This is a genomic window from Formosa sejongensis (assembly GCF_033447105.1).
Taxonomy (GTDB): Bacteria; Bacteroidota; Bacteroidia; order Flavobacteriales; family Flavobacteriaceae; genus Formosa.
The window spans coordinates 281,494-305,366 of sequence record NZ_JAWQUN010000003.1 but is presented as its reverse complement, the minus strand read 5'-3'; the positions used below and the strand labels follow the sequence as shown (position 1 = coordinate 305,366).

General features: G+C 32.1%; 30 protein-coding genes. 16 read left to right on the top strand and 14 right to left on the bottom strand.

Annotated features, from left to right (window positions below; translation table 11 throughout):
- Positions 1-332: 332 nt before the first annotated feature.
- The 4 genes from R6X41_RS05430 (at position 333) to trxB (ending at position 2,536) form a co-directional block, all read left to right on the top strand.
- Positions 333-695, top strand: coding sequence for a YtxH domain-containing protein (locus R6X41_RS05430; protein WP_318498175.1), 363 nt, complete (start codon positions 333-335; stop codon positions 693-695).
- 3 nt (positions 696-698) lie between these two features.
- Positions 699-1,046 (top strand): hypothetical protein, encoded by a 348-nt coding sequence (locus R6X41_RS05425; protein ID WP_318498173.1) that lies wholly within the window; start codon positions 699-701, stop codon positions 1,044-1,046.
- 3 nt (positions 1,047-1,049) lie between these two features.
- The gene (locus R6X41_RS05420) at positions 1,050-1,253 is read left to right on the top strand and encodes a hypothetical protein (protein WP_318498172.1); all 204 of its coding nucleotides are present in this window, start codon (positions 1,050-1,052) and stop codon (positions 1,251-1,253) included.
- Positions 1,254-1,573: 320 nt separating this feature from the next.
- Positions 1,574-2,536 carry a thioredoxin-disulfide reductase gene (trxB, locus tag R6X41_RS05415; RefSeq protein WP_318498170.1) on the top strand — a complete coding sequence of 321 codons (963 nt, stop codon included), beginning with the start codon at positions 1,574-1,576 and terminating at the stop codon, positions 2,534-2,536.
- Positions 2,537-2,708: 172 nt separating this feature from the next.
- Here the strand turns inward: trxB and R6X41_RS05410 are convergent, their stop codons facing one another.
- The 4 genes from R6X41_RS05410 to R6X41_RS05395 form a co-directional block, all read right to left on the bottom strand.
- Positions 2,709-4,493 (bottom strand): PspC domain-containing protein, encoded by a 1,785-nt coding sequence (locus R6X41_RS05410; RefSeq protein ID WP_318498168.1) that lies wholly within the window; start codon positions 4,491-4,493, stop codon positions 2,709-2,711.
- Positions 4,486-4,830: a PadR family transcriptional regulator gene (locus R6X41_RS05405; RefSeq protein WP_318498166.1), complete on the bottom strand. Its 345-nt coding sequence runs from the start codon at positions 4,828-4,830 to the stop codon at positions 4,486-4,488. The genes R6X41_RS05410 and R6X41_RS05405 overlap by 8 nt, the downstream gene beginning before the upstream one ends.
- A gap of 127 nt (positions 4,831-4,957) precedes the next feature.
- Positions 4,958-5,404 carry a DUF4870 domain-containing protein gene (locus tag R6X41_RS05400; RefSeq protein WP_318498164.1) on the bottom strand — a complete coding sequence of 149 codons (447 nt, stop codon included), beginning with the start codon at positions 5,402-5,404 and terminating at the stop codon, positions 4,958-4,960.
- 25 nt (positions 5,405-5,429) lie between these two features.
- A complete protein-coding gene (locus R6X41_RS05395; RefSeq protein WP_318498162.1) occupies positions 5,430-5,801 on the bottom strand; it encodes a hypothetical protein in 372 nt (123 codons plus the stop codon).
- Between the two features lie 143 nt (positions 5,802-5,944).
- Between R6X41_RS05395 and R6X41_RS05390 the strand changes: the two genes are divergently transcribed.
- The 4 genes from R6X41_RS05390 to R6X41_RS05375 all read left to right on the top strand — a co-directional run bounded on the left by R6X41_RS05390 (position 5,945) and on the right by R6X41_RS05375 (position 8,781).
- On the top strand, positions 5,945-6,400 hold the full coding sequence (locus R6X41_RS05390) for a DUF4442 domain-containing protein (RefSeq protein ID WP_318498160.1): 456 nt from the start codon (positions 5,945-5,947) through the stop codon (positions 6,398-6,400).
- A gap of 217 nt (positions 6,401-6,617) precedes the next feature.
- Positions 6,618-7,508, top strand: coding sequence for a DUF6268 family outer membrane beta-barrel protein (locus tag R6X41_RS05385; protein WP_318498158.1), 891 nt, complete (start codon positions 6,618-6,620; stop codon positions 7,506-7,508).
- 144 nt (positions 7,509-7,652) lie between these two features.
- The gene (locus tag R6X41_RS05380) at positions 7,653-8,450 is read left to right on the top strand and encodes a TIGR00266 family protein (RefSeq protein ID WP_318498157.1); all 798 of its coding nucleotides are present in this window, start codon (positions 7,653-7,655) and stop codon (positions 8,448-8,450) included.
- 133 nt (positions 8,451-8,583) lie between these two features.
- The gene (locus tag R6X41_RS05375; RefSeq protein ID WP_318498156.1) at positions 8,584-8,781 is read left to right on the top strand and encodes a hypothetical protein; all 198 of its coding nucleotides are present in this window, start codon (positions 8,584-8,586) and stop codon (positions 8,779-8,781) included.
- A 245-nt stretch (positions 8,782-9,026) separates the two neighbouring features.
- On the opposite strand, the gene R6X41_RS05370 is transcribed toward R6X41_RS05375, so the two are convergent.
- Positions 9,027-9,971 carry a LysR substrate-binding domain-containing protein gene (locus tag R6X41_RS05370; RefSeq protein ID WP_318498155.1) on the bottom strand — a complete coding sequence of 315 codons (945 nt, stop codon included), beginning with the start codon at positions 9,969-9,971 and terminating at the stop codon, positions 9,027-9,029.
- Positions 9,972-10,071: 100 nt separating this feature from the next.
- Here R6X41_RS05370 and R6X41_RS05365 point away from each other — a divergent pair, with 100 nt between their 5' ends.
- The gene (locus R6X41_RS05365) at positions 10,072-10,554 is read left to right on the top strand and encodes a Dps family protein (RefSeq protein WP_318498153.1); all 483 of its coding nucleotides are present in this window, start codon (positions 10,072-10,074) and stop codon (positions 10,552-10,554) included.
- A 134-nt stretch (positions 10,555-10,688) separates the two neighbouring features.
- Positions 10,689-11,300 (top strand): trimeric intracellular cation channel family protein, encoded by a 612-nt coding sequence (locus R6X41_RS05360; RefSeq protein ID WP_318498151.1) that lies wholly within the window; start codon positions 10,689-10,691, stop codon positions 11,298-11,300.
- Here R6X41_RS05360 and R6X41_RS05355 read toward each other — a convergent pair.
- Positions 11,293-12,006 (bottom strand): peptidylprolyl isomerase, encoded by a 714-nt coding sequence (locus R6X41_RS05355; RefSeq protein ID WP_318498150.1) that lies wholly within the window; start codon positions 12,004-12,006, stop codon positions 11,293-11,295. The genes R6X41_RS05360 and R6X41_RS05355 overlap by 8 nt on opposite strands.
- A 2-nt stretch (positions 12,007-12,008) precedes the next feature.
- Here R6X41_RS05355 and R6X41_RS05350 point away from each other — a divergent pair, with 2 nt between their 5' ends.
- The 6 genes from R6X41_RS05350 to R6X41_RS05325 all read left to right on the top strand — a co-directional run bounded on the left by R6X41_RS05350 (position 12,009) and on the right by R6X41_RS05325 (position 16,908).
- Positions 12,009-12,656 (top strand): NUDIX hydrolase, encoded by a 648-nt coding sequence (locus R6X41_RS05350; RefSeq protein WP_318498149.1) that lies wholly within the window; start codon positions 12,009-12,011, stop codon positions 12,654-12,656.
- A gap of 42 nt (positions 12,657-12,698) precedes the next feature.
- Positions 12,699-13,505 (top strand): lysophospholipid acyltransferase family protein, encoded by an 807-nt coding sequence (locus tag R6X41_RS05345; RefSeq protein ID WP_318498147.1) that lies wholly within the window; start codon positions 12,699-12,701, stop codon positions 13,503-13,505.
- Positions 13,506-13,799: 294 nt separating this feature from the next.
- The gene (gene kdsB / locus R6X41_RS05340) at positions 13,800-14,528 is read left to right on the top strand and encodes a 3-deoxy-manno-octulosonate cytidylyltransferase (protein ID WP_318498145.1); all 729 of its coding nucleotides are present in this window, start codon (positions 13,800-13,802) and stop codon (positions 14,526-14,528) included.
- Entirely contained in the window at positions 14,519-15,223 is a 705-nt protein-coding gene (locus R6X41_RS05335; protein WP_318498143.1) for an HAD family hydrolase, read from the top strand. Before kdsB ends, R6X41_RS05335 begins: the two co-directional genes overlap by 10 nt.
- Before the next feature lie 30 nt (positions 15,224-15,253).
- Positions 15,254-16,336: an iron-containing alcohol dehydrogenase family protein gene (locus R6X41_RS05330; protein WP_318498141.1), complete on the top strand. Its 1,083-nt coding sequence runs from the start codon at positions 15,254-15,256 to the stop codon at positions 16,334-16,336.
- 20 nt (positions 16,337-16,356) lie between these two features.
- On the top strand, positions 16,357-16,908 hold the full coding sequence (locus R6X41_RS05325) for a 1-acyl-sn-glycerol-3-phosphate acyltransferase (RefSeq protein ID WP_318498262.1): 552 nt from the start codon (positions 16,357-16,359) through the stop codon (positions 16,906-16,908).
- On the opposite strand, the gene R6X41_RS05320 is transcribed toward R6X41_RS05325, so the two are convergent.
- The 8 genes from R6X41_RS05320 to R6X41_RS05285 form a co-directional block, all read right to left on the bottom strand.
- Complete coding sequence (locus tag R6X41_RS05320; RefSeq protein WP_318498139.1) at positions 16,905-17,231, bottom strand: DMT family transporter; 327 nt, start codon at positions 17,229-17,231, stop codon at positions 16,905-16,907. The genes R6X41_RS05325 and R6X41_RS05320 overlap by 4 nt on opposite strands.
- A 53-nt stretch (positions 17,232-17,284) precedes the next feature.
- Entirely contained in the window at positions 17,285-18,067 is a 783-nt protein-coding gene (locus R6X41_RS05315) for a DUF3050 domain-containing protein (protein ID WP_318498137.1), read from the bottom strand.
- A 165-nt stretch (positions 18,068-18,232) separates the two neighbouring features.
- The gene (locus tag R6X41_RS05310; protein ID WP_318498136.1) at positions 18,233-18,964 is read right to left on the bottom strand and encodes a YebC/PmpR family DNA-binding transcriptional regulator; all 732 of its coding nucleotides are present in this window, start codon (positions 18,962-18,964) and stop codon (positions 18,233-18,235) included.
- Positions 18,965-19,035: 71 nt separating this feature from the next.
- The gene (locus tag R6X41_RS05305) at positions 19,036-19,329 is read right to left on the bottom strand and encodes a 4a-hydroxytetrahydrobiopterin dehydratase (protein ID WP_318498134.1); all 294 of its coding nucleotides are present in this window, start codon (positions 19,327-19,329) and stop codon (positions 19,036-19,038) included.
- 54 nt (positions 19,330-19,383) lie between these two features.
- Positions 19,384-20,214, bottom strand: a complete 831-nt coding sequence (locus R6X41_RS05300; protein ID WP_318498132.1) for a sugar nucleotide-binding protein — start codon at positions 20,212-20,214, stop codon at positions 19,384-19,386.
- Between the two features lie 29 nt (positions 20,215-20,243).
- Positions 20,244-21,314, bottom strand: coding sequence for a glycine cleavage system aminomethyltransferase GcvT (gene gcvT, locus R6X41_RS05295; protein ID WP_318498130.1), 1,071 nt, complete (start codon positions 21,312-21,314; stop codon positions 20,244-20,246).
- 285 nt (positions 21,315-21,599) lie between these two features.
- Entirely contained in the window at positions 21,600-22,898 is a 1,299-nt protein-coding gene (gene thrC / locus R6X41_RS05290; protein ID WP_318498128.1) for a threonine synthase, read from the bottom strand.
- A 46-nt stretch (positions 22,899-22,944) separates the two neighbouring features.
- Entirely contained in the window at positions 22,945-23,868 is a 924-nt protein-coding gene (locus R6X41_RS05285) for a homoserine kinase (protein WP_318498126.1), read from the bottom strand.
- Between the last annotated feature and the right edge of the window lie 5 nt (positions 23,869-23,873).

Here is a 23,873-nt window from a genome sequence, read left to right as displayed (position 1 = left end):
TTAATTAATTTAGGAAAAGCAGTTAGTCGTTTTTTATTGTAATTTGGTGTATCAAGATGTTGTCTTTATAAAATTATTGCTTTTTTGCGTTAAAAACAAAAGCGATTCAATCAATATGTTTAATAGAATGTATCTACGAGATTTAATAATAAATTTTAATGTAAAGTATTGGTTTTAAGGTGTTTTGTTTCTTTTTAGATTAAGTAAAAAATTTATAGTGTTTAACTTAAAATTGTGGTTTATTATACGATTTGTGTCTTAATATTATGTAAATTTGATAATGGTTTAATAGAAACCGGAAATGTATAATTAATCATTTAAAACATAAAGTTATGAGTAAAAGTGGAAACGCCGTTTTAGGTCTTTTAGCTGGAACAGCAATAGGAGCATTAATTGGAATTCTTTATGCCCCAGATGAAGGTAGTAAAACAAGAAAACGTCTGTCAAAAGAAGCTTCGGCTGCAGCAGATAAGATGAATAATAGTGCTCACGATTTGAAAGATAAAGTAAGTGCTAGTGCACATGATTTGAAAGAAAAAGTAAGCCATGCAATGGAAGGTAAAAGAGGTACTTTAGACGAACAATTAGAGTCTATAGTGACAGATGCTAGCCATAAAGCAGATGATGTTATTTCAAGTCTTGAAAAAAAATTAGCTAATCTAAAAGAGCATAATAAGAAATTTCAAAAATCATAATATATGAATGTTTTTGAATCTTTAAATGAGACTTCAAATAAAGCAAAAGATGTTGGTGAGAGGTATATAGAGACTTCTCACCAATATTTAAAATTAAAAATATTTCAACAGCTAACAGGGGCGATGAGCCTTTTTGGTAAGATGCTGTTGATTGGATCTATTTTATTTATTGCTTTTTTATTTTTAGCAATTTCTGGAGCAATAGCAATTGGGTATTGGCTCGATAATTTTGCGCTAGGTGCCTTAATTGTTGGTGGCTTGTTTTTATTAATAGCCCTTTTTATTTATTTATTAAGACATCGTATAGATCAGAAATTTATAGAAGTTATGTCTGAAAACTTTTTTGATTAATTTATGAAGAAAGAATTTAAAAATTTCGAAGAGATTAAACTGGAACTTAAACGTTTGGATTTAGAACGCCAAATTGCTTGGGAAGAAATGAAAGGTTTAAAAGAAGATGTTAAAGAAGATTTAAATCCTTTAAATTGGATACAAACAGTTCTTAATTATATAGGTAAGGTAGGGTCTTTAATGTTTATTAAAAAAATGTTTAAGTAAGGTTTTCAGTTAATTGAAAGCTTAAGATTACTATTTCATTATTAAAATATTACACCTAATAAGTAAAAGATTATTCTTTTCCTATTAGGTTTTTTGTTTTAATTAATTGATTTTAAGGTCTGTAATATGCTCACTTTTGAGTTGATGTTTTTAGAATTATAATTATGGGTTTCGTATATGAAGCTCTTTTTTATGCTTGGATTTTAAATAATAGTAAGACTATCAATTGTTTCTATAAGTTGATAATAACTTTTAATAACTTAAACGGTAAGGATTGTCTCAAAAATTCTACTTTTGTTGTAATTAAAAGATAAGAAATTATGTCTGATACTATTGAGAAAGTAAAGTGCCTTATAGTGGGTTCTGGTCCTGCGGGATATACTGCAGCTATTTATGCGGCTAGAGCTAATATGTTTCCAGTATTATACCAAGGAATGCAACCTGGTGGTCAATTAACCACAACAAATGAAGTAGAAAATTTTCCTGGGTACCCAGACGGTATTACAGGTCCAGATATGATGATTCAGTTACAAGAACAAGCAAAACGTTTTGGTTCAGATATTCGTGATGGTTGGGTAGCTAAAGTTGATTTTTCAGGAGATGTGCATAAAGTTTGGGTTAATGAAACTCAAGAAATTCACGCAGAAACTGTTATTATTTCTACTGGAGCTACTGCCAAATATTTAGGTATACCTTCAGAGCAAAAATACCTTTTACTAGGAGGTGGAGTATCTGCTTGTGCTGTTTGTGATGGATTCTTTTACAGAAATCAAGAAGTTGTTATTGTTGGTGCTGGAGATTCTGCTTGCGAAGAAGCGCATTATTTATCTAAATTATGTAAAAAAGTAACCATGTTAGTAAGACGTGATGAATTTAGAGCATCTAAAATTATGACTAACAGAGTTAAGAAAACTGAAAATATAGAGATTTTATTCAACTCTGAAACGGAAGAAGTTTTGGGAGATGGACAAGTGGTTACTGGAGTTTTAATTAAAAACAACAAAACTAACGAACTTAAAGAAGTACCTGCAACAGGATTTTTCGTAGCTATTGGCCATAAACCAAATACAGATATTTTTAAAGGCTTTTTAGACTTAGACGAAACGGGTTATATTATTAATAAACCGGGGTCTTCTAAAACAAATATCGAAGGTGTATTTGTATCTGGAGATGCTGCAGATCATGTGTACAGACAAGCAATTACAGCTGCTGGTACAGGATGTATGGCAGCCTTAGATGCAGAACGTTATTTAGCCTCTAAAGAGGTTGAAGTAGAGGCTTAATCAAAAAAGAACACTATTTAAAAACCCGAGTATAATTTTATACTCGGGTTTCTTTTTTTAATCTGACTCTAACACAAAATATCAAGTATTAGTGTGGTAATAAATGTGATTAAGGTTTCCATATTGATTGATTGATTGATTGATTGATTGATTGATTGATTGATTGATGAAATTAATTTTGATTGTCCTTGTCTGATGTAATATTGATGCCGTCTTCATTAATATTTACATTGACTTCGCTACTTTTTGCCTTAACACCATCACTTCCTATTTGAATATCGACGTTATCATTTTTAATTTTAATGCCTTCACTGTTAATTTTTACAGAGCCGTTATCATTATTAATATTTAAGTCGATGAAATCATCATCTTCGTCATCACCTTCTTCAATGTCATAACAATTCAAGCATTCAATAGAGTCATCTAATATTTTAAGCGTGTGGTTAGAATTATCATAACTTATAATATTATCTGGAGAACTTTCATAATGTAAAAATGAGCGCATATTTCTATTAAGATTTACATATGTACCTTCTGGAAGGTATAATATAATCTGAACATTTTGATCTCTATATTTGTTCTCGTAATCTGTTAGTAAATAACTGTCTAATAACAATTCATTATTTTCTATGCTGTATCCATAAGTAATCTTTTCAGCGTATTTTTTTGCATCCAAGTAATTAGCTCCTTTAGACTCCTTTTCAATATGAATCGAAGCCACACTGTCTTTAGAAGATCGAACGACTAATTTAATATCTCGGGCTACAATTATTTTTTGGTCATTATCATTATAAGCAATTTTAAAATCATAACTTCTTCGAATACGACGGTCGTATTTAGAATTCATTACCATTTTAATACGCAAGGTATCGGCAGTATTGTAAACTAAAGATTCCTTCTTAGTCACAATAGATTCTAAAGCGTGATCTGATGTTAGTTTAGCTCCAACGGTAAAGGCTGCAATTAAAGAAATTAACCAAATACCTAAAAGCGTGAATTTTGCCACTTTACCAATAGACTTCAGATTATCAATTAGAATTTTCAATCCTAAATAGAGTACAAAAAAGAACGGAATCCCTATAGCGAAAAACAGCAATATTGAGCCCAACCAAATAGGTAAACCTGTTGTGTTTAGAGCATCTGGATAATCCATCCACCAAGGTTGAAATAATGAAGATGTTCCTAAAGATATCAAGCTAATGAGTAATCCGAAAATAGTAACAGCCCCAATAACGACTAAAATAACACCTATAAACTTAGCGAATAGCCTTAGAAAAAACATAATAATGTCTCCAATTGCATCAAAAAATGACTTAGAAGACGACTTTACTTTACTGCCGTATTTCTCGTAATCTACATTTTTTACGGTGTCTGAAACGTCTTCAAATCCTTTTTTAATTTTTTTTTCGATGTTGCTAATATTAACAGGTTCTCCTGTCATGGTTAGTTTTTCTGCAGTTGTTAGTGCTTCTGGAACTAAAATCCAGAATAGAATATAAATCAAAATAAAAGTTCCTCCAGATCCGAATGACAATAAAACCCAAATTAAGCGAACCCAGATGGCATCTATACCTAAATAGTGGGAAATTCCAGAAGCTACACCTCCAATGTATGAGTTGCTCGTATCTCTGTAGAGTTTTTTGTTCGCCTTAGAACTTGACTGAGTAAAAGGTTCGTCTTCAAAAATCTCATCGTCTACAAGATAATCTTCTGGCTGCCCCATTATAGAAATAACATCGTCTACTTCTTTCGAGCTTATTACTTGCTTGTCGTGCTTAACACGTTCGCTAAACAATTCTGCTATACGTGCTTCAATATCAGCAATGATTTCAGAACGGCCTTGAGAGTCGGTAAATGAACGTTTAATAGCCTCAAGATAGCGTTGTAATTTTTGGTAAGCATCTTCATCTATGTGGAAAAATGTACCTGCTAAATTTATGTTGACGGTCTTATTCATTGCTGTTATTTTTTTGGCTGGTTACTAGGTTTACTGCGTTTTGTAATTCACTCCAAGTGGTGTTTAATTCACTTAGAAATAATTTTCCGGTTTCGGTTAAACCGTAATATTTACGTGGTGGTCCCGAGGTCGATTCTTCCCAACGGTAATTAAGAAGTCCTGCGTTTTTTAGACGCGTTAGCAACGGATATATGGTGCCTTCTACCACTAGCATCTTGGCGTCTTTTAAGGTTTGTAGAATTTCTGCTACATAAGCGTCGTCATCTTTTAATACAGATAAGATGCAGTATTCTAAAACACCCTTGCGCATTTGAGCTTTTGTGTTTTCTATTTTCATCTGTTTATGTATTTAAAAGTGTATGTAAGACACTTTGTTTGACTAAATGGTATTAAAATTATTTGAGTCATGTTTTAATGCATTTTAGATTTAAACTGTTCATTTTTTTGATTTGATTGATGGTTGATTATTTGATGAAATGTATTGTACATGGATAATGATACGCTTCGCCGTCTTTGGCTTTTAAACTGGCTCTTACTATTAAGGCTAACTCCACTATAAACCCAATAATTGCCAGTCCGCCTAAAGCACCTCCTAAATATAATAGGGGAGAAGGTTTACCTATATTTATATGAATGCTATCGAACATATTAAAATCGATAATATCGAATCCACTAAATATATTGAATAGAAAAAAAGGTACGGTTATCATGCCCAGAACAACAGTGTATAATAAAATACTAATCTGAAAATTGATAGCTTCCTTCCCGTGATTATCTATAAACTCAGATTTGTCTTTGTTGGCAATCCATAATACTACGGGTGCAATAAAATTTCCTAATGGAAAAATGAATCTAGAAAAGGTAGAGAGATGAATAAAAGTAGCGATATTTTTTTGGTGGGTGTCGAGCATAGTTTTTAATTTAATGGGTGGTGGATTAATACATTTTGTAATGTTCGGAGTCTGTTGTTTTGTATAGAAGCATATTGGTTTCGTTTTTAAATAGTAATTCTCCAGTCTTTGTTTTTGATGTTTCTTTTTCAGATTTTAAAGCAAACTCTCCAATTATTTTAGCCATATTATGCTTTTGTTTCTCACTATAATTATTGAATTTAGGATCGGTTATTATAATTAGCATGTCTATATTGCCTTCATCTTCATTCACTTTTATTTCTATTTGGTCTGTGTTGTATTCACTTGCTATGCTTTGTTCTAGATTATAAATAAACGACAATTTGTCTTTTGCATTAGTACAATTCAGTATAGAAATAAAACCCAATAATGTAAAAATGAAACCGATTTTCTTCATGTTTAAAAAGTATATAATAGTTGTCTATGCAAATATATGTTTAAAAAAAGGTATTATGCAAAACATAGTAGTGTATTTTAACATAAAATTAACAAATGTATTCTCGATATTTTTCGATATTTTTACTGAAACTAATTTGTATTATGACATTAACTCCTTCAAAACTGAATAGCTATTTAATGCTGAAGTTACCCGCTGCCTTTATATGTGGAGTGCGTTCAAAACATATAGACAACGAAAAATGCATCGTGACAGTAAAACATAGGTGGATAAATCAAAACCCATTTAAATCGATGTTTTGGGCCGTGCAAGGTATGGCGGCAGAACTTACTACTGGTGCTTTAATGATTTCTGAAATCAGTAAAAGTGGTAAAAAAATATCCATGTTAGTCTTGAGTAATACAGCTAGTTTTTCAAAAAAAGCAACAGGTCGTATTACGTTTGTATGTGATGAAGGAGATAAAGTAAAAGAAACTATTGCTACAGCTATCGCAACAGGAGAGGGGCAAACCGTATGGCTAAAATCGGTTGGCACTAATGCGGAAGGTGTAGAAGTTTCTACTTTTAATTTTGAATGGACCGTTAAAGTAAAGGGGTGAAATTGTTTGTTTCTCTAGATTAGATAATATGGTGAATCTTAGCTTTCCTTATAATGAGTGCCAGATTTATACAAGCCCATTATATTTGGTCGACTAAATCCCTGAGTTGTTCTAGAGACTACTTATTCTTGTCTAATAGTTTTTATTTTACTTTAAATTTTATTGAGTTTTGTCCGTAGAACGGATTGAATCGCTCTTAAAATTTAAGTAATTTATTATGAAAAAGATATTAATTCTATTGCTCGTTATAGGGGCTAAAATGACATATGCTCAAGAAGTAGACGGCGTATATTTAAAAGGAGAAATGTTTCCAGGTACAGATGTAACCGATATTACTAAACTAGAGGCAGGAATAAATATTCTTTTAATAAATACAAGTAAAGAGAAATTAACTGTTGGCGGAAAATTTCAAAACACGAATTTTATTTACGTGGATAGTGATGTGCCTTTTGAAACAGATGAGATCGAAGATTTTAACACGTTTAGTTTTAAATTGGCTTACCAACGCCGTTTAAGCGATACTTGGTCTATAAATGTAATGGGAGAATCTCAGGTTTCGTCAAACTTCGGGCAGAACGACATAAGTTCTGAAGATCTTTTTTTTAATGCAAGAGCAACTTTCGAAAAGTATGACGAGACCAATAATGCTATTTGGACACTAGGAGCAGCCTACGATATACAATATGGACTGTATTATCCAATTCCTGTATTTGCATATACTAAAAGATTAGACGATGCTTGGGCTTATAAAATAGGTTTTCCAGATGCTCGTGTTAAATGGTCTTTATCAGATCATCACAATTTTGAGGGGTTTGCAACACTTACTGGGTTTACGGGAAATATTAATGACGGTGTAGAGATTTATAAAGAAGATTATTATGGTACGTTAAGACAAACGAGTTACTTACTTGGTTTGGGGTATAACTATAATTTTTTACAGAATTTCGAAGCGAGTGTTAACGGAGGGTATTCTATGTATAACAGTCTAAAGATTCAAGATTATAGCAACAATACGGTTTACGATTTTGATGCCTCAAACAGTTTTTATCTAAATGTAGGAGTGAAGTACAAGTTTAAAGACAACTCAACAATTAAGAGCCTGTATTAAACAAGTTGAGCGCCGTGAAATCTTAACAATTAGATGTGATTATCATAAAGTTTAGGTATTTGTTTATTTTAAAATTAGATGTTTATTGTAACATAATAATTAATTAAACTACATATATAGTATAACCCTAAAAAATGAGATATTATGAGAGCACATGAAATAGATTATCATATTTATGGTGAAGAGATGCAATATGTAGAAATAGAACTCGACCAAAATGAAGGTGTTGTTGCCGAAGCTGGTAGTTTTATGATGATGCATGAAGGTATTAAAATGGAAACCATATTTGGAGATGGATCAAAACAAAATGAAGGACTTTTAGATTCTATTTTCGGAGCAGGAAAGCGTTTACTTACAGGAGAAAGTCTATTTATGACCGTTTTTTATAATACACAGCCAAATAAACGTTCTGTGTCTTTTGCATCTCCATATCCAGGTAAAATACTTGCTGTAGATCTTACTAAATTTGATGGGAAAATTATATGCCAAAAGGATGCTTTTTTATGTGCCGCGAAGGGTGTAAGTGTAGGCATAGAATTTTCTAAACGTTTAGGACGCGGATTGTTTGGTGGTGAAGGTTTTATCATGCAAAAATTAGAGGGTGATGGTATGGCTTTTGTTCATGCAGGAGGAACATTGGCGACCAAGCATTTAAAATCCGGAGAGAAACTACGAGTAGATACCGGATGTATTGTTGGTTTTACAAAAGATATTGATTACGATATTGAATTTATTGGTGGCATTAAAAATACCGTTTTTGGAGGCGAAGGTTTGTTTTTTGCAACACTAACAGGTCCTGGAACTGTATATGTACAATCTTTACCATTTAGTAGGTTAGCAGGTCGTGTTCTTGCAGCCTTACCAAAAGGGAATAATAATAAAGGGGAAGGTAGTGTACTAGGAGGATTAGGAGATTTATTGAATGGAGACAACAGGTTTTAACAATTTTATTTTAGTTTTAAGAAAATATTAAGATTATAATCTTTATTTTTAAGATGAATTTAAAACGTTATAGTTGCCTATAGAACACTTCTACTTATTTAAAAAAAAATCACTAAACCTAAATTAAATACATATGGCTAGAGCAATGTTCGAGTATACTAAAACGATACTGGATAAAGTTAGTTTTGATACTACGTTGTTTTGTAAAGAAGTACAAAAAGCCCTTCAACGTTTATTACCTTACGAAATTGAAGAGCTTAAGATTTTTATCGAATCTATAGTATTACAAAACCCAGATTTAAATAAATGTTTGATTTATTTAAAAGCATAATTTTAAAAGCAACTAGAAATAGTTGCTTTTTTTTTTACTTTAATTGAAAAGAATTCCTAAGAGTTTTGCAATGAAACTGCCATTCCCGAGAAATAGCAAATCTAAAATACAGATTTTTGGTTTTTTAACTAAGGTTAAAATATTACCAGTACAATACCTCTATGCGTTGTTTCGAGTGTAGTTGGTTTTAAAAAAAACATGTATTTGGTACAAGTCTGATTTTTAAATTTAATACAGAATCTAAATTATTTTTTTTTCGATAATGGACTCACAATTTTTACATTCTGAAAAGCTATTGCTCCGCGAATTACACCAGAGATTATAGTTTGTAGGGCTTCTATAATTTGTATTTTTAATTCACTTTTATGATAAATTAAACTCACTTCTCTGGCAGGTGAGGGCTCGTTAAAGTATTTTAGATTTTTTTGAGCATTTTCATTCAAATCTAAAGTATGTAAATAGGGAAGTAAAGTCATCCCTAAACCTTCGTTAGAGAGTTTAATTAACGTTTCAATACTACCGCTTTCTAATTGGAAATTATCATCGGTATGTTGTTTAAACGTTTTACAAATGTTTAAAATACCATTTCTAAAACAGTGTCCGTCTTCTAATAAAAGCATATCATCAATATCAAGATCGCTTGGTGTAATATGAGTAGTATTATGCAATCTGTGGTTTTGAGGAACGTAAGCGACAAAGGGTTCAAAATATAATACACGTTCCTTTATATTCTCAGATTCTAAAGGTGTTGCAGCAATGGCGGCATCTAAATGACCTTCGTTTAATCGAGAAATAATTTCTTCAGTAGTTAATTCTTCAATAATAAGCTTAACTTTTGGATGCTTCTTAATAAAGGCATTTAAAAACATTGGTAATAAGGTCGGCATTACGGTTGGAATAATTCCTAATTTAAATTCGCCACCAATAAACCCTTTTTGTTGGTCTACAATATCTTTAATTCTGTACGATTCGTTAACAATGTTTTTTGCCTGATTCACAATCTTTCTACCAACTTCTGTCAATTCAATTGGTTTCTTACCACGATCAAAAATTAAGACATCTAGCTCATCTTCTAACTTTTGAATTTGCATACTTAGTGTAGGTTGAGTTACAAAACATTTTTCTGCAGCCTTAGTGAAATTTTGATTTTCGGCAACAGCCAAAACGTAAATTAATTGTGTAATCGTCATGGTATAGGTTTAGACTATAAAACTATAAAATCAATCAATAAAACTGATTATAAATTATGTTAATTATAGACTAAATTTGTATCAACAAAAAACATAAATTATGGGACTTAATATATTAGGATTAGATTCTAAAAAAACTAAAGATTTAGCAACAGATTTAAATGGTTTATTAGCAAACTTTCAGACGTACTATCAAAATTTAAGAGGTATCCATTGGAATATTAAAGGAAAGCAGTTTTTTGAATTACACGTTAAGTTCGAAGAATTGTATACAGATGCAAACTTAAAAGTTGATGCCGTTGCAGAGCGTATATTAACTTTAGGAGAAACACCTTTACATACGTTTAATGATTATGTTAAACTAGCTGAAGTACCAGTAGGTAAAAATGTATCTGCAGACGATAAAGCTGTTGAACTTATTGTAAATTCCCTTTCTATTTTATTAAAAATTGAAAGAGATATTTTAGATAAATCTGATGCTGCTGGTGATGAAGGTACAAACTCTATGATGAGTGATTTTATTACCGAACAAGAAAAAACAATTTGGATGATGAAAGCATGGTTGGGAGAAACTACTGTGTAATTCATTTTAAAATATTTTAAAACCCTTTAAAACATTTTTTTAAAGGGTTTTTTATGCTTTAGATTTTGTAAATCACTATTTAATTATAACATTTGACACCTTGATTATAAAGGCTTTAATTTAATTGGTTTTGTATGTTTTATATTCTTGATATTTTAGGTACCATATCGTTCGCTATTTCTGGAGTTTTAGTTGCGTTAAGTAAACGTATGGATGCTTTTGGAATTTTAATTATTGCCTTCGTTACGGCAGTAGGAGGTGGTACATTGCGAGATGTGCTTATTGGCCATACTCCTGTTTCTTGGATGGAAAACATGACCTATGTATATGTGATTATAGCTTCAACTGTTATTGCTGTTATCCTGAAACGTAAAATTGATTATTTAAGAACATCTTTGTTTTTATTCGATACCATCGGAATTGGTTTATATACACTTGTTGGTATAGAAAAAGGATTAAATGAAGGTTTACACCCAATAGTTTGTATTGCTCTAGGTACTATGACTGCGTGTTTTGGAGGTGTAATGCGTGATATTTTATGTAATGAGATTCCAGTGATTTTTAGAAAAGAAATTTATGCTACAGCCTGTATAATGGGAGGATTGTCGTTTTTTCTATTACGAAAATTACCAATAGAGGGTAATTTTACTTTTTTAATATCAGGTTTAATAATAATTGTAATTCGGTTATTGGCTGTGCGTTTTAAAATTAGTCTCCCAAATTTATATAGAAACGAAGCTAGTTAATAATTTCAACCTTCTCAATATATATATTTTGAATAGGCCATTCTCTATTGTCGGTTTCAACTTCCGATATTTTATCAACCACATCCATCCCATTAATTACTTTTCCAAAGATGGTGTAATCACCGTTTAAATGATGTGCGCCATGTTCTGCCTGTACAATAAAAAACTCAAAAGGAGATGCTAATTTATATGGATTATCGATATCGCTACTCGGCATAGAAATTACACCTCTGTCGTGTTTAAAACCACGTTTCGAATCTGTAGGTAAAAGATATCTTCCTATTTTAGTTCTGCGTTTTGAAATTTCTACATCGTCGCTACTTCCGCCTTGTATAATAAAGTTTTCTACAACGCGATAAAATTGCGTATTTGTAAAATACTCTTGTTTTGTTAAATAAATAAAGTTGGCTCTGTGGAATTTGGTTTCGTTAAAAAGGAGAATGTCTATAATCCCATAATTAGTGGTAATTCTAACCTTATTCTCTTTGTTTTTCTTTTCATACTGAAGAAAAAATTCCATAGCATTATCGTCTGTTAGAACAGGGAAATCGCGTTTTTCTTCGGTAATCTCCGAAATTGTATCTGTCTTTATAGGTTTTTTTACAGGAGTTACAATTGTAGGTTTTCCTGCATTATTTTTTTTAGAATGTGTATCTTCACAATTAAATAGAAGAAAAAATAAACAACAATATACTAAGAATCTCATAAATGAATTTTGATGATTTTATAAAGCTAAGATCAAAAATAGAAAATATACCGCTTCCAGCCGAAGCATCTCAGTTTAAAATGTCTCCTCCTTTTCGTAAAGAACTTGTAGATGATAGTAAAATAAAGATGAAAACCGCTAGAAAAGCAGCAGTTATGTCTTTATTTTACCCAAATACAACACATGAAACGATGCTGGTATTAATTCTTAGAAACACATATAAAGGTGTGCATTCTGCTCAAATTGGATTTCCTGGAGGAAAGCTAGAGCCTGAAGACGATTCTCTTAAAACAGCAGCTATTCGAGAAACCTTTGAAGAGGTTGGTGTGCCAGAACAAAACATAGAAGTGTGGCGAAAAACCACCGACATTTATATTCCGCCAAGCCATTTTATAGTACAACCATTTATTGGAATTACTAAAAAAACACCAAACTTCTTAAAACAAGATGCCGAAGTAGATGCTATAATTGAAGTTCCGTTGTCGGAATTTTTAAGTGAAAAAAATGTGGTTATTAAAACAGTAACAACGTCTTACACCACAAAAATTGATGTCCCAGCGTTTGTTTTACAAGGCCATGTAGTTTGGGGGGCAACAGCAATGATGTTGAGCGAAATAAAAGACATTTTAAAAGAAGTGCGTTATCCTTGACTTTTTCCTACATTTGTTTAATTATAAAAAAAATCAAACATCATGGGATTGTTCAAACGAAATCCTTTCGGACATATACTTTTATTCAAAAAATGGATTATTAGATACTTAGGTATTATAACCCATAGACGATTTAGAGGATTTAATGAGCTTCATATCGAGGGTTCAGAAATTATTAGAAACCTTCCAAATCAGAACGTACTTTTCATATCTAATCATCAAACATATTTTGCCGATGTTGTAGCGATGTTTCATGTGTTTAATGCGAGTCTTAGCGGACGAGACGATTCTATTAAGAATATCGGTTATATCTGGAACCCAAAACTTAACTTGTATTATGTGGCTGCTAAAGAAACTATGAAATCTGGTTTATTGCCTAAAATTTTTGCTTATGCAGGGTCGATTAGTATAGAACGTACTTGGAGAGCAGAAGGTAAGGATGTGAATAGGCAAGTTAAAATGAGTGATATTTCTAGTATAGCTAAAGCTTTAAAAGATGGTTGGGTAATTACATTTCCACAAGGGACTACAACACCTTTTAAGCCTATTAGAAAAGGTACAGCTCACATTATAAAAAGATACGAGCCAATTGTAATTCCTGTAGTTATAGATGGTTTTAGGCGTTCTTTTGATAAAAAAGGATTACGTATCAAGAAAAAAAATATTCTTCAATCTATAGAGATTAAAGCGCCTTTAGATATCGATTATAAAAATGATACTATTGATGATATTGTTGAGAAAATTGAATATTCAATAGAACAACATCCTTCATTTTTAAAAGTGCTTACCAAAAAACAAATTCAAGAAGTAGAAGAACTAAACAATAAAAGAAAATATTCAGCGTCTTAATTAGCTTTTAAAAGTGTAATCCGTAAATTATATATTTCAGCATAATAGCGACTATCCTGATTGGTGATTTATAACCTTAAAACTAGTTTAGTTTCAGGCTTTACTTATTTTTTTGTTTGGTATTTAAAACTGAACGATCTAAAAACCAAACTTATTTTAAAAGACTTAATTCTAATTGTTAAGTTGATAATGGAACAGCTCTTAAATCTAATAAGTCCTAAAAATTTTAGTATCTAGTACACCTAAATTCTACTATAAAAGTCCTATTTTTGATTTTAGATTTAGTTTTATTATATGAAAATAATTTCAATGATTCCTGCGCGTTATAGCGCATCTCGATTTCCAGGAAAATTAATGCAAGATTTAGGCGGGAAAACAGTGATTCTGCGTACTTACGAAGCTACTGTGGCTACGAAGTTGTTTGATGATGTAATTGTGGTTACCGATAGCGATATTATTTATAAAGAGATTTTAAATAATGGCGGAAAAGCCATAATGAGTATTAAAGAACACGAATGCGGAAGTGATAGAATTGCAGAAGCTGTGGAGTCTTTAGATATTGATATCGTGGTTAATGTACAAGGAGACGAGCCGTTTACTGACGTAGAATCATTACGAAAATTGATTGAAGTATTTAAAGATGATGCCGAAAAGCAAATCGATTTGGCTTCATTAATGGTCCATATTACAGAACAAGACGAAATTAATAATCCGAATACGGTAAAAGTAATTGTCGATAATTTTAATTTTGCATTATACTTCTCAAGAAGCCCAATTCCATATCCAAGAGATCAAGATGTTGATGTAAAATATTTTAAACATAAAGGCGTTTATGCCTTTAGAAAAGATGCCATTCTAGATTTTTATAAATTACCAATGAAACCTTTAGAGGCTTCAGAAAAAATTGAATGTATCCGGTATTTAGAGTATGGTAAACGCATTAAAATGGTAGAAACAGATGTGCAAGGTGTAGAGATTGATACGCCAGAAGATCTAGAACGCGCTAAGAAATTATGGAAATAGATTACAGTAACATTAAAGTTATTGGTTTTGATGCCGATGATACGCTTTGGGTTAACGAAACCTATTTTAGAGATGCCGAAGCTGAATTTGGTAAGCTATTATCTAAATTTGAAACCATAAACCAGATTGATCAAGAATTGTTTAAAATGGAACTTAAAAACCTACCTATATATGGTTATGGCATAAAAGGTTTTGTTTTATCCATGGTCGAAATGGCCTTAGAAATATCTAATAATACCGTGTCTAATACTACGATAAAAGCAATTTTAGACATTGGAAAAGATATGATTAATAAACCTGTAGAATTGTTAGACGGCGTAGAATCTGTTTTAAAAACCCTATCGGAATCGTATCGCTTAATTGTGATTACTAAAGGCGATTTATTAGACCAGGAACGCAAATTAAAACAATCTGGATTGTTACATTATTTTCATCATATAGAAGTTGTTAGCGATAAGAAAGAAGCTAATTATTCTAATTTATTGAATCATTTAGACATCAATCCCACCGAGTTTTTAATGGTAGGTAATTCCTTAAAATCAGATATTTTACCATTAATAAATATAAAAGCACAAGCCATACATGTCCCATTTCATACCACTTGGGCACACGAACAGGTTACAGAACAAGAAACAAACGGCAAGGCCTATAAAACTGTACAACGATTAACAGATTTGTTACAGTTTTTAAAATAAGAAATAATATACATTCTTACCCATTTTATAATGAATTTTAGAAATTTTCCAATGGTGTCCAATGTAGTTTTTGGACGTGGTAGTTTTAATCAATTAGAAGAAATTTTACTTCTTAAACGCTTAAATGTAAATGCTCCATTTATATTTTTAGTCGATGATGTTTTTATAGGCAATGAGAAAATAACGTCTAGAATTCCATTATCATACGAAGATGAAGTCATTTTTATATCGGCAGAAGATGAACCTAAAACATCGCAAGTTGATGCGTTAGTAGAACATATCATTTTAAAATTTAAAGACCGTCCTTCAGGAATAATAGGTATTGGTGGCGGTACACTGTTAGATTTAGCAAAAGCGGTGTCTATTATGTTAACCAATACAGGTGAAACTAGTGAATATCAAGGTTGGGATTTAGTTAAAAATCCAGCTATTTATCATGTCGGCATTCCAACTATTTCGGGTACAGGATCTGAAGTTTCTCGAACTACTGTTTTAACTGGCCCGGAGAAAAAACTAGGAATTAATTCAGATTACACACCCTTTGATCAAGTGGTCTTAGACCCCGAATTAATTGCCGATGTGCCAACACAACAATGGTTTTATACAGGTATGGATTGTTATATTCATTGTATAGAGTCGTTAACTGGAACTTATCTAAATGCATTTAGCCAAAGTTATGGTGAAAAAGCTTTAGAGTTATGTAAAGAGATTTTCTTGAGTGATGATTTAAAACCGGAAGAAGCGCAAGATAAGCTAATGATGGCTTCTTGGCATGGCGGTATGAGTATTGCGTATTCTCAAGTGGGAATTGCACATGCGCTAAGTTATGGTTTATCTTATTTATTAGGAACAAAACACGGTGTTGGTAATTGTATTGTATTCGATCATTTAGATGAATTTTACCCAGAAGGAGTAAAACTCTTTAAAGAGATGAAAGCCAAACACAACATCGAACTGCCACAAGGTATTTGTAAAGATTTAAGTGATAGTGATTTTGAAATCATGATAGATGTTGCCTTAGGTTTAGTTCCGCTTTGGGAAAATGCACTTGGAAGTAATTGGCATAAAACCATAACAAGAGCAAAGTTACGTAGTATGTACGAACAGATGTAAATCTAAAAGAGTAAATTATGATGAAATCGCTATATAAGTTTATATATTTTAAACTATTGAAATGGAAACTTATAGGTGATTTTCCTGCAGATTTAAAGAAGTATCTTGTAATTGCTGTGCCTCATACCAGTTGGCACGATTTTTATATTGGTTTACTTTTAAGGAAAATTAAAGATACACCTATAAATTTTGTGGCTAAAGATGAGTTGTTTAAAGGCGTTGTAGGTTGGTATCTCAAAAAGGTTGGAGGAGTAGCCTTAGACAGAACTCCGGGGCAAAACAAAGTTCAAACTATTGCAAAATTATTTGAAACACGAGATGAGTTCCGATTAAATATAGCTCCAGAAGGCACGCGAAAAAAAGTAAAAGAATGGAAAACAGGATTTTATTATATTGCTAGAGAAGCTAATGTGCCAATAGTAATGATTACGTTCGATTTTGGAAAAAAACAAAACGTGATCTCAAAACCATTTTATCCAACAGATAATATGGAAGCCGATTTTAAATTCATGCATGCATTCTTTAAAGGCGTAAAAGGTAAAGTGCCTGAGTATAGTTTTGAAACCGATTAATGCGACACAAATTTCAACCCAATTATTGAAAGAATTAAGGTCGATATAAAGAATACACGCCAAAAATCGACTGGTTCTTTAAATATAAATATTCCAACTAAAACGGTTCCTACGGCACCAATTCCTGTCCAAACAGCATAAGCAGTTCCTATGGGTAAAGTTTCGGTCGCTTTTACCAAAAGTACCATGCTAAAGGTTAAACATACTAAGAATCCAAGGTACCAATACGTAGCGATATTGCCTTCAGCATATTTTGCTTTTCCTAAACAAGTGGCAAAACCCACTTCAAATAAACCGGCAATTATAAGTAGAATCCAATTCATAGTTTAATTAATTGTGAAGTACTGAGAAAGGGTAATACACTAAAATTTTTGAATTAAACCAATTCCTCTTTATTAGAGATTATAATGTTGAAAATATTGTCCCAGAGAATCATTCTGTGTTCTAGAGCTTGTTTTGCAACTAGTAAAACTTCTTCCCATTTCACCAAGTCTGTACCACATAATTCTGTAAGCATTTTATAAGCTACACTACGATGATTGTCCTGCTTTAAATACAAGTACCTATTTAATAAGAAAGTTAGTTTTGTGCAAGGTGTTTCATCAGTTTCAATGTTGCTAACGACTTTTAAGACTTTTTCAGAATTAATATCTTCTCTTCCAAAAATAAAGACTGCAGCCATAAGGTGAGGCTTTTTAGTTTCAATAATTTTAAAAGTAAACTCAATAAAATCTTTTATAAAACCGGGAATATATACCAAATTTGCTGCTTTGGAAACAGGAATATTATTTTCTATAAGTTCGGTATAAGTGGTTATAAGTGTTGTGTTTGCTCCAATTTGTTCCATACAATCTAGGTACATTTCAAAATGACTTTTGGTTTGTCCTAATTCGTTAACATCACTTTCTTCTGCAGCAACGATTTCATTTATAAACTTAAAAATCTCAGGATTTTTATTCGGTACCCATGGCAATTTAAAAGTTGCAAACTGTAATTGTAAAGTTTTTAATAGCGACATAAAGTCCCAAGTCGTATATACATGATGCTCCATGAATAGTTTTACGTCTTCGGTAGTTTGAAGTACATCGTATAATTTATGATGACGGATCTCGTATTGTAATTCCGATAATTCTGATTCTATACGCTTAATATAAGCCATACTTTGATTGCTAAATGAATAATTTATGGATGCCAAATTTACGAAACCCTCATCACTTATTTATATGTTTAAAAAATTTATTCATAGTTATAATGAATAAAGGTTATAATTGGAATAAAAAAAGAGGACACAAGGTCCTCTTTTAGTTTTATATTTTTAAATATTTTATTCTTCTTCTTCTTCAGAAGATTCTTGCATCGTATGATACACATTTTGCACATCATCGTCCTCTTCAAGTTTTTCTAAAAGCTTTTCTACATCAGCAGCATCTTCAGCAGATAATTCTTTTGATATTTGCGGAATACGTTCGAAACCAGATGATAAAATTTCAATTTTTCTAGATTCTAATTCTGCTTGAATAGCTCCAAAATTTTCAAAAGGCGCGTAAATTAAAATACCATCTTCGTCTGCAAATATTTCTTCTGCACCAAAATCGATAAATTCTAATTCTAATTCCTCAGGATCTAAGCCTTCGCCATCAATTCTAAAATTACACGTATGGTCGAACATAAACACTACAGAACCAGAAGTTCCTAGGCTACCGTCGCATTTATTAAAGTAACTACGCACATTTGCAACTGTACGCGTATTATTATCGGTTGCAGTTTCAACTAAAATAGCAATTCCATGAGGTGCGTAACCTTCAAAAAGAACTTCTTTAAAATCGCCTAAACTCTTGTCGCTAGCACGTTTTATGGCACGTTCTACATTGTCTTTAGGCATGTTAATGGACTTCGCATTTTGAATAACTGCCCTTAATCTAGAGTTGCTATCGGGATCAGGACCACCATCTTTTACTGCCATTACAATGTCTTTACCAATACGAGTAAAAGCTTTACTCATGGCAGACCAACGTTTCATTTTGCGTGCTTTACGAAATTCAAAAGCTCTTCCCATTTCTTATGTGTATTTTAATTTTGTATTAAGTTGGTTGCAAATTTAAAAAAATTATGCTAACTCTGTTAAGTTTAATCTTCCTCAGGTTCTACTATGGCTTCGATAGCTTCAGCTAATTTAAAATCTTTTTCTGTAACACCATTCTCGCTGTGTGTAGTTAAAGAAACTGTAAGCACATTGTATACATTAGTCCATTCTGGATGATGGTTTAATGCTTCGCAATCGAAAGCAATTCTACTCATTGCACTAAAACAATCTTTAAAGTTTTCGAATTCAAATTCGGCATGTAGTGCGTCCTCATAATATTCCCATTCTGGAAATTGTAATAAACGCTTTTCGATATCTTGTTCTGATAATTTGCTCATAATAAGTTTCATTTTTTTGCTATTAAAAATAGTGATTTTTAATGTTAAAAACCATTACACTTCTAATTCTGTTAAGATTTGTTTACTTAAAACTTGTAAGTGTTTGGGTAATAGATTTTCTTTTGGTAAAACGGCTAAATATCTGTCGTTATTTGAGGTGTAAACTTGTTTTATAATAGGGTTATAAAGCCCTAAAGATGAAACGATTTCCCTTATAAATTCGTCATGATGTACTAAGTCTGAACTTCCTAAATGATAGATTCCATATTTATTTCTGTTGATTAAATAATGAATTTGCTGTGTAATTTTAGAATCTGTTGTTACATTCATTATTAAATTTGGAAATACTTCTATAGGAGTCTTGTCGTGTAAATGCTGCTTTAGTTCTTTAATTCTAGGAGATTGTGCTCCGAAAACCATTGGTAATCTTAAAATAGAGACTTGCTTTGCAGGTAGGCGCATTAGCATGTTCTCAATTTTAATTTTGAAATGCCCGTAAATACTATGACTTAAAGTTTTGTCTATTTCGTAACTCGGAAACTGGCTATAGGCATCAAATACATTTGCAGACGATATAAAAAATAATCTGGTGTTGGTTGCTAAAATATATTCTGCCATATGATTATGGGCAATAACTTGTGCAGAAAAATCGCCACGTAAGGCAGAAATAATTACGGTTGGACGAATGGCTTCAAGAATTTCAAAAACATCGTCTTCTTCAACATTATATTGTAAAAAATGCTGATTGTTATCAAACTCCTCTCTAGCCGTATTGAAGGTTCCAAATGTATTAAAATAGGAGCAAAGCTCTTTATATATGGCATTGCCAATAAAGCCGCTTGCTCCTAAAATTAAGATTCTATGTTTACTTCTGCTCTCGTTCATTCTATCTGCTTCCTGAGAAGTTTAACTTTTTATCCTTTGTAAAATGGAAGTTTTACAATTGTTGCAGGAACAGCATTTTTACGAATCTGAATATGTATTTTACCATCTACAATTGCTAAATCTTTAGGGATATATCCCAGACCAATACCAATTCCTAAAGAGGGAGACATGGTTCCTGATGTTACCACACCAATTTTAATTCCATTGGTATCGACAATATCGTAACCATGACGAGGAATACCACGTTCGTCTAATGTAAAAGCAACTAATTTGTTTTTAACACCCTCAGTTTTCTGAGCTAATAAAGCTTCAGAGTTTGTGAATTTTTTAGTAAATTTTGTTACCCATCCTAAACCTGCTTCAATAGGAGAGGTCGTGTCGTCTAAATCATTTCCGTATAAACAATACCCCATTTCTAAACGCAGAGTATCACGTGCAGCTAGTCCGATTGGTTTTGCTCCAGCTTCAACAACTTGATCCCAAATTTGTTTGGCTTCACTGTTTTTACAATAAATTTCAAAACCACCGCTTCCGGTATATCCAGTCGCAGAAATAATAACATGTTCAATTCCTGCAAAATTCCCTATTTCGAAATTATAAAATTTAATTGCAGATAAATCAACACTTGTTAATTGTTGCATAGCTTCAATTGCTTTTGGCCCTTGAATCGCTAAAAGAGAATATTCTTCACTTAAATCGCGCATATTTGCCTCAACATCGTTTTTAGATGAAATCCATTTCCAATCCTTTTCAATGTTACTAGCGTTAACCACTAATAAATAGGTTTCTTCCTTTATTTTATAAATGATTAAATCGTCTACAACTCCACCATCATCATTAGGTAAGTAACTATATTGTGCTTTTCCAATTGTTAATTTACTAGCGTCGTTACTGCTTACTTTTTGAATTAAAGCTAAGGCATTTGGCCCTTCAATTAAGAATTCTCCCATATGACTCACATCGAAAACTCCAACTGATTTTCTAACCGTTTCATGTTCTATTATAACACCGGCATATTGAACAGGCATATTATATCCCGCAAAAGGAACCATTTTTGCTCCAAGAGCTTCGTGTGTTGTTGTTAAAGCTGTGTTTTTCATTATAAGTCTAATTGAATGTTGAGCAAAAGTATAGAATTTTATCTGTTTTAAAGGATTGCAGTATATAAAATACCGTTAAATCATGAGTGGTTTAAAACTGAATTTGAATTGCAATAATCCTTAAATATAATATGCTTTTATGAATGAATCATTTAAGTATATGCTAAGTGTATTTCTAGCTAATTGATATTATTTTTGATTAAAAGCAGAATGGAAAATATAGAAATAAAAAATGGCCATAACATTTACGTTTATGACCATTTTTTTATTTTGAATTGGTTTTTCTTAGCGATTTAAAAGGTATTCTTTTAAATTGGTATATGAACTAATTTTAATTGATTTTTTCTTTTTGTCCATAACTGCTACTATTTGAGATGGAAGTTCAATGTTTTCTCTGATAACTTCGCCAACAACATCTAAGAATTTGGTTGGATGTGCTGTTTCTAAACACACACAATGTGCATCTGGATGCATTTCAATATAATTTTTGGCGCCTAAATATCCAACAGCGCCGTGCGGATCTGCAACATAACTAAATTCGTTATAAATCTCTTTCATTGCAACTTTTGTTTCATCGTCTGTAAAACTATAAGATGAAAGATTCTCTTTTAATGTTTTGAAATCGTTTTTGTAAATTTCTTGAATTCTTACAAAGTTACTTGGGTTTCCAACATCCATGGCATTAGAAATGGTTTGAACAGATGGTTTTACGTCGTAGCTTTCTGATTCTAGGAATCTGGTCACAACATTATTTTCGTTGTTTGACGCTATAAAATGCTTAACAGGTAATCCTAATTGTTGTGCCATCATACCCGCACAAACATTTCCGAAGTTTCCACTAGGAATAGAAAACACTAAATTATCGTATTTAGAATGAAGTGCTTTGTAAGCAAACATAAAATAAAACAATTGCGGTAACCAACGTGCTACATTAATAGAGTTGGCAGACGTTAATTTCATGTGGTCTGTTAATTCTGTATCTAAGAAGGCTTGCTTCACCATATCTTGGCAATCGTCAAACGTACCATCAACTTCTAAAGCTGTAATGTTCTTTTTTAAAGTTGTTAATTGCTTTTCTTGAATATCGCTTACTTTTCCGCTCGGATATAGAATCACTACTTTAACACCTTTAACTCCTAAAAATCCGTTTGCAACAGCGCCTCCAGTATCACCAGATGTCGCAACTAAAACAGTTATGTCTTGTTTTTCGTTTTCTTTAGAAAAATGACTTAAACAACGTGCCATAAAACGGGCTCCAACATCTTTAAAAGCCATGGTAGGACCATGAAATAGCTCTAAAAACGATATGTTTTTATTTAGTTCTACAATCGGAAAATCGAAAGATAAAGTCTCATCAATAATTTTTTTCAAATCTGCTTCAGGTATTTCTGGAGACACAAATTGTTTAATCGCTTCGAAAGCAATTTCTGAATTTGAAAAATTATTGATATTCTTGAAAAATGCTTCAGGTAAAGGTGTTATGGTTTCTGGGAAATATAAACCTCGGTCTGGAGCAAGTCCTCTAACTACAGCATCCTTAAATGTTGTGTTTGGAGCTTCTTTGTTTAAACTAAAATAATTCATAGCGTTTGTTTTGGTTTTTGTCTAAGCTTTTTTCTTTTTACTGGTATTACTTCAGGATTTTCATGCCTTCAGCATTAATTTTCGACACGTAAGTATCGAATTCAATTTCACTATTAGCATATACTTTACGAATAGCTTGTTCTACTTTTTTTGCAGAATCAAGGCCTTCACAAAGTGTAAAAATAGAAGGTCCAGAACCCGAAATTCCACTTCCTAAAGCACCTGCAGTTTTAGCAGCGGCTTTTACATCGTGGTACAACGGAATTAATTTACTTCTGTAAGGCTCTACAATAGAATCGTGTAACGAGCGTTCAATCAATCCATAATTACTGGTGTGTAAACCATGAATTAAACTTCCTACGTTTGCCCATTGTGAAATGGCATCTTTTAAAGATACTTCTTTAGGTAAAATCGCACGTGCTTCAGAGGTTTTAATTTCAATCTGTGGGTGAATAATTGTTGCATATAAATTGTCAGGCGTAGGAATCTCTAAAATCTCTAAAGGCGAGACACTTTTTACTAAAGTAAAACCACCAAATAGGGCAGGAGCAATATTATCTGCATGTTCACTTTGGCTGGCTAAAGCTTCTCCTTTCATAGCAAAGTAAGACAGCTCGGTATTGGTATAAGGCGATCCTAATAAAACGTTCATCCCATACACGCTACCAGCAGCACTTGCAGAACTACTACCAACACCACTTCCTGGTTTAATTTTTTTATAGATTTCTATTTCGAAACCAAAATCAGGTTTAGCGTCTTCGTACATCGCTAAAGCGGAAACGCCTGCAACATTCTTTTCAGCCTCGAATGGTAAATCGTAACCTTCAATTTTAGTAATAAAAATTCCTTTTTTATCGGTTTTACGTATCACCATTTCATCACCGACACTGTCTAAACAAAAGCCTAAAACATCAAATCCGCAAGAGACGTTTGCTACGGTAGCCGGTGAAAATATTCTTATTTCGTTCATGTGTT

What these genes read in the sequence shown, in the direction of transcription:
- R6X41_RS05430 (WP_318498175.1), top strand. Translation starts at nt 333, where the DNA reads ATGAGTAAAAGTGGAAACGCCGTTTTAGGTCTTTTAGCTGGAACAGCA.
- R6X41_RS05425 (WP_318498173.1), top strand. Translation starts at nt 699, where the DNA reads ATGAATGTTTTTGAATCTTTAAATGAGACTTCAAATAAAGCAAAAGAT.
- R6X41_RS05420 (WP_318498172.1), top strand. Translation starts at nt 1,050, where the DNA reads ATGAAGAAAGAATTTAAAAATTTCGAAGAGATTAAACTGGAACTTAAA.
- trxB (WP_318498170.1), top strand. Translation starts at nt 1,574, where the DNA reads ATGTCTGATACTATTGAGAAAGTAAAGTGCCTTATAGTGGGTTCTGGT.
- R6X41_RS05410 (WP_318498168.1), bottom strand. Translation starts at nt 4,493, where the DNA reads ATGAATAAGACCGTCAACATAAATTTAGCAGGTACATTTTTCCACATA.
- R6X41_RS05405 (WP_318498166.1), bottom strand. Translation starts at nt 4,830, where the DNA reads ATGAAAATAGAAAACACAAAAGCTCAAATGCGCAAGGGTGTTTTAGAA.
- R6X41_RS05400 (WP_318498164.1), bottom strand. Translation starts at nt 5,404, where the DNA reads ATGCTCGACACCCACCAAAAAAATATCGCTACTTTTATTCATCTCTCT.
- R6X41_RS05395 (WP_318498162.1), bottom strand. Translation starts at nt 5,801, where the DNA reads ATGAAGAAAATCGGTTTCATTTTTACATTATTGGGTTTTATTTCTATA.
- R6X41_RS05390 (WP_318498160.1), top strand. Translation starts at nt 5,945, where the DNA reads ATGACATTAACTCCTTCAAAACTGAATAGCTATTTAATGCTGAAGTTA.
- R6X41_RS05385 (WP_318498158.1), top strand. Translation starts at nt 6,618, where the DNA reads ATGAAAAAGATATTAATTCTATTGCTCGTTATAGGGGCTAAAATGACA.
- R6X41_RS05380 (WP_318498157.1), top strand. Translation starts at nt 7,653, where the DNA reads ATGAGAGCACATGAAATAGATTATCATATTTATGGTGAAGAGATGCAA.
- R6X41_RS05375 (WP_318498156.1), top strand. Translation starts at nt 8,584, where the DNA reads ATGGCTAGAGCAATGTTCGAGTATACTAAAACGATACTGGATAAAGTT.
- R6X41_RS05370 (WP_318498155.1), bottom strand. Translation starts at nt 9,971, where the DNA reads ATGACGATTACACAATTAATTTACGTTTTGGCTGTTGCCGAAAATCAA.
- R6X41_RS05365 (WP_318498153.1), top strand. Translation starts at nt 10,072, where the DNA reads ATGGGACTTAATATATTAGGATTAGATTCTAAAAAAACTAAAGATTTA.
- R6X41_RS05360 (WP_318498151.1), top strand. Translation starts at nt 10,689, where the DNA reads ATGTTTTATATTCTTGATATTTTAGGTACCATATCGTTCGCTATTTCT.
- R6X41_RS05355 (WP_318498150.1), bottom strand. Translation starts at nt 12,006, where the DNA reads ATGAGATTCTTAGTATATTGTTGTTTATTTTTTCTTCTATTTAATTGT.
- R6X41_RS05350 (WP_318498149.1), top strand. Translation starts at nt 12,009, where the DNA reads ATGAATTTTGATGATTTTATAAAGCTAAGATCAAAAATAGAAAATATA.
- R6X41_RS05345 (WP_318498147.1), top strand. Translation starts at nt 12,699, where the DNA reads ATGGGATTGTTCAAACGAAATCCTTTCGGACATATACTTTTATTCAAA.
- kdsB (WP_318498145.1), top strand. Translation starts at nt 13,800, where the DNA reads ATGAAAATAATTTCAATGATTCCTGCGCGTTATAGCGCATCTCGATTT.
- R6X41_RS05335 (WP_318498143.1), top strand. Translation starts at nt 14,519, where the DNA reads ATGGAAATAGATTACAGTAACATTAAAGTTATTGGTTTTGATGCCGAT.
- R6X41_RS05330 (WP_318498141.1), top strand. Translation starts at nt 15,254, where the DNA reads ATGAATTTTAGAAATTTTCCAATGGTGTCCAATGTAGTTTTTGGACGT.
- R6X41_RS05325 (WP_318498262.1), top strand. Translation starts at nt 16,357, where the DNA reads ATGAAATCGCTATATAAGTTTATATATTTTAAACTATTGAAATGGAAA.
- R6X41_RS05320 (WP_318498139.1), bottom strand. Translation starts at nt 17,231, where the DNA reads ATGAATTGGATTCTACTTATAATTGCCGGTTTATTTGAAGTGGGTTTT.
- R6X41_RS05315 (WP_318498137.1), bottom strand. Translation starts at nt 18,067, where the DNA reads ATGGCTTATATTAAGCGTATAGAATCAGAATTATCGGAATTACAATAC.
- R6X41_RS05310 (WP_318498136.1), bottom strand. Translation starts at nt 18,964, where the DNA reads ATGGGAAGAGCTTTTGAATTTCGTAAAGCACGCAAAATGAAACGTTGG.
- R6X41_RS05305 (WP_318498134.1), bottom strand. Translation starts at nt 19,329, where the DNA reads ATGAGCAAATTATCAGAACAAGATATCGAAAAGCGTTTATTACAATTT.
- R6X41_RS05300 (WP_318498132.1), bottom strand. Translation starts at nt 20,214, where the DNA reads ATGAACGAGAGCAGAAGTAAACATAGAATCTTAATTTTAGGAGCAAGC.
- gcvT (WP_318498130.1), bottom strand. Translation starts at nt 21,314, where the DNA reads ATGAAAAACACAGCTTTAACAACAACACACGAAGCTCTTGGAGCAAAA.
- thrC (WP_318498128.1), bottom strand. Translation starts at nt 22,898, where the DNA reads ATGAATTATTTTAGTTTAAACAAAGAAGCTCCAAACACAACATTTAAG.
- R6X41_RS05285 (WP_318498126.1), bottom strand. Translation starts at nt 23,868, where the DNA reads ATGAACGAAATAAGAATATTTTCACCGGCTACCGTAGCAAACGTCTCT.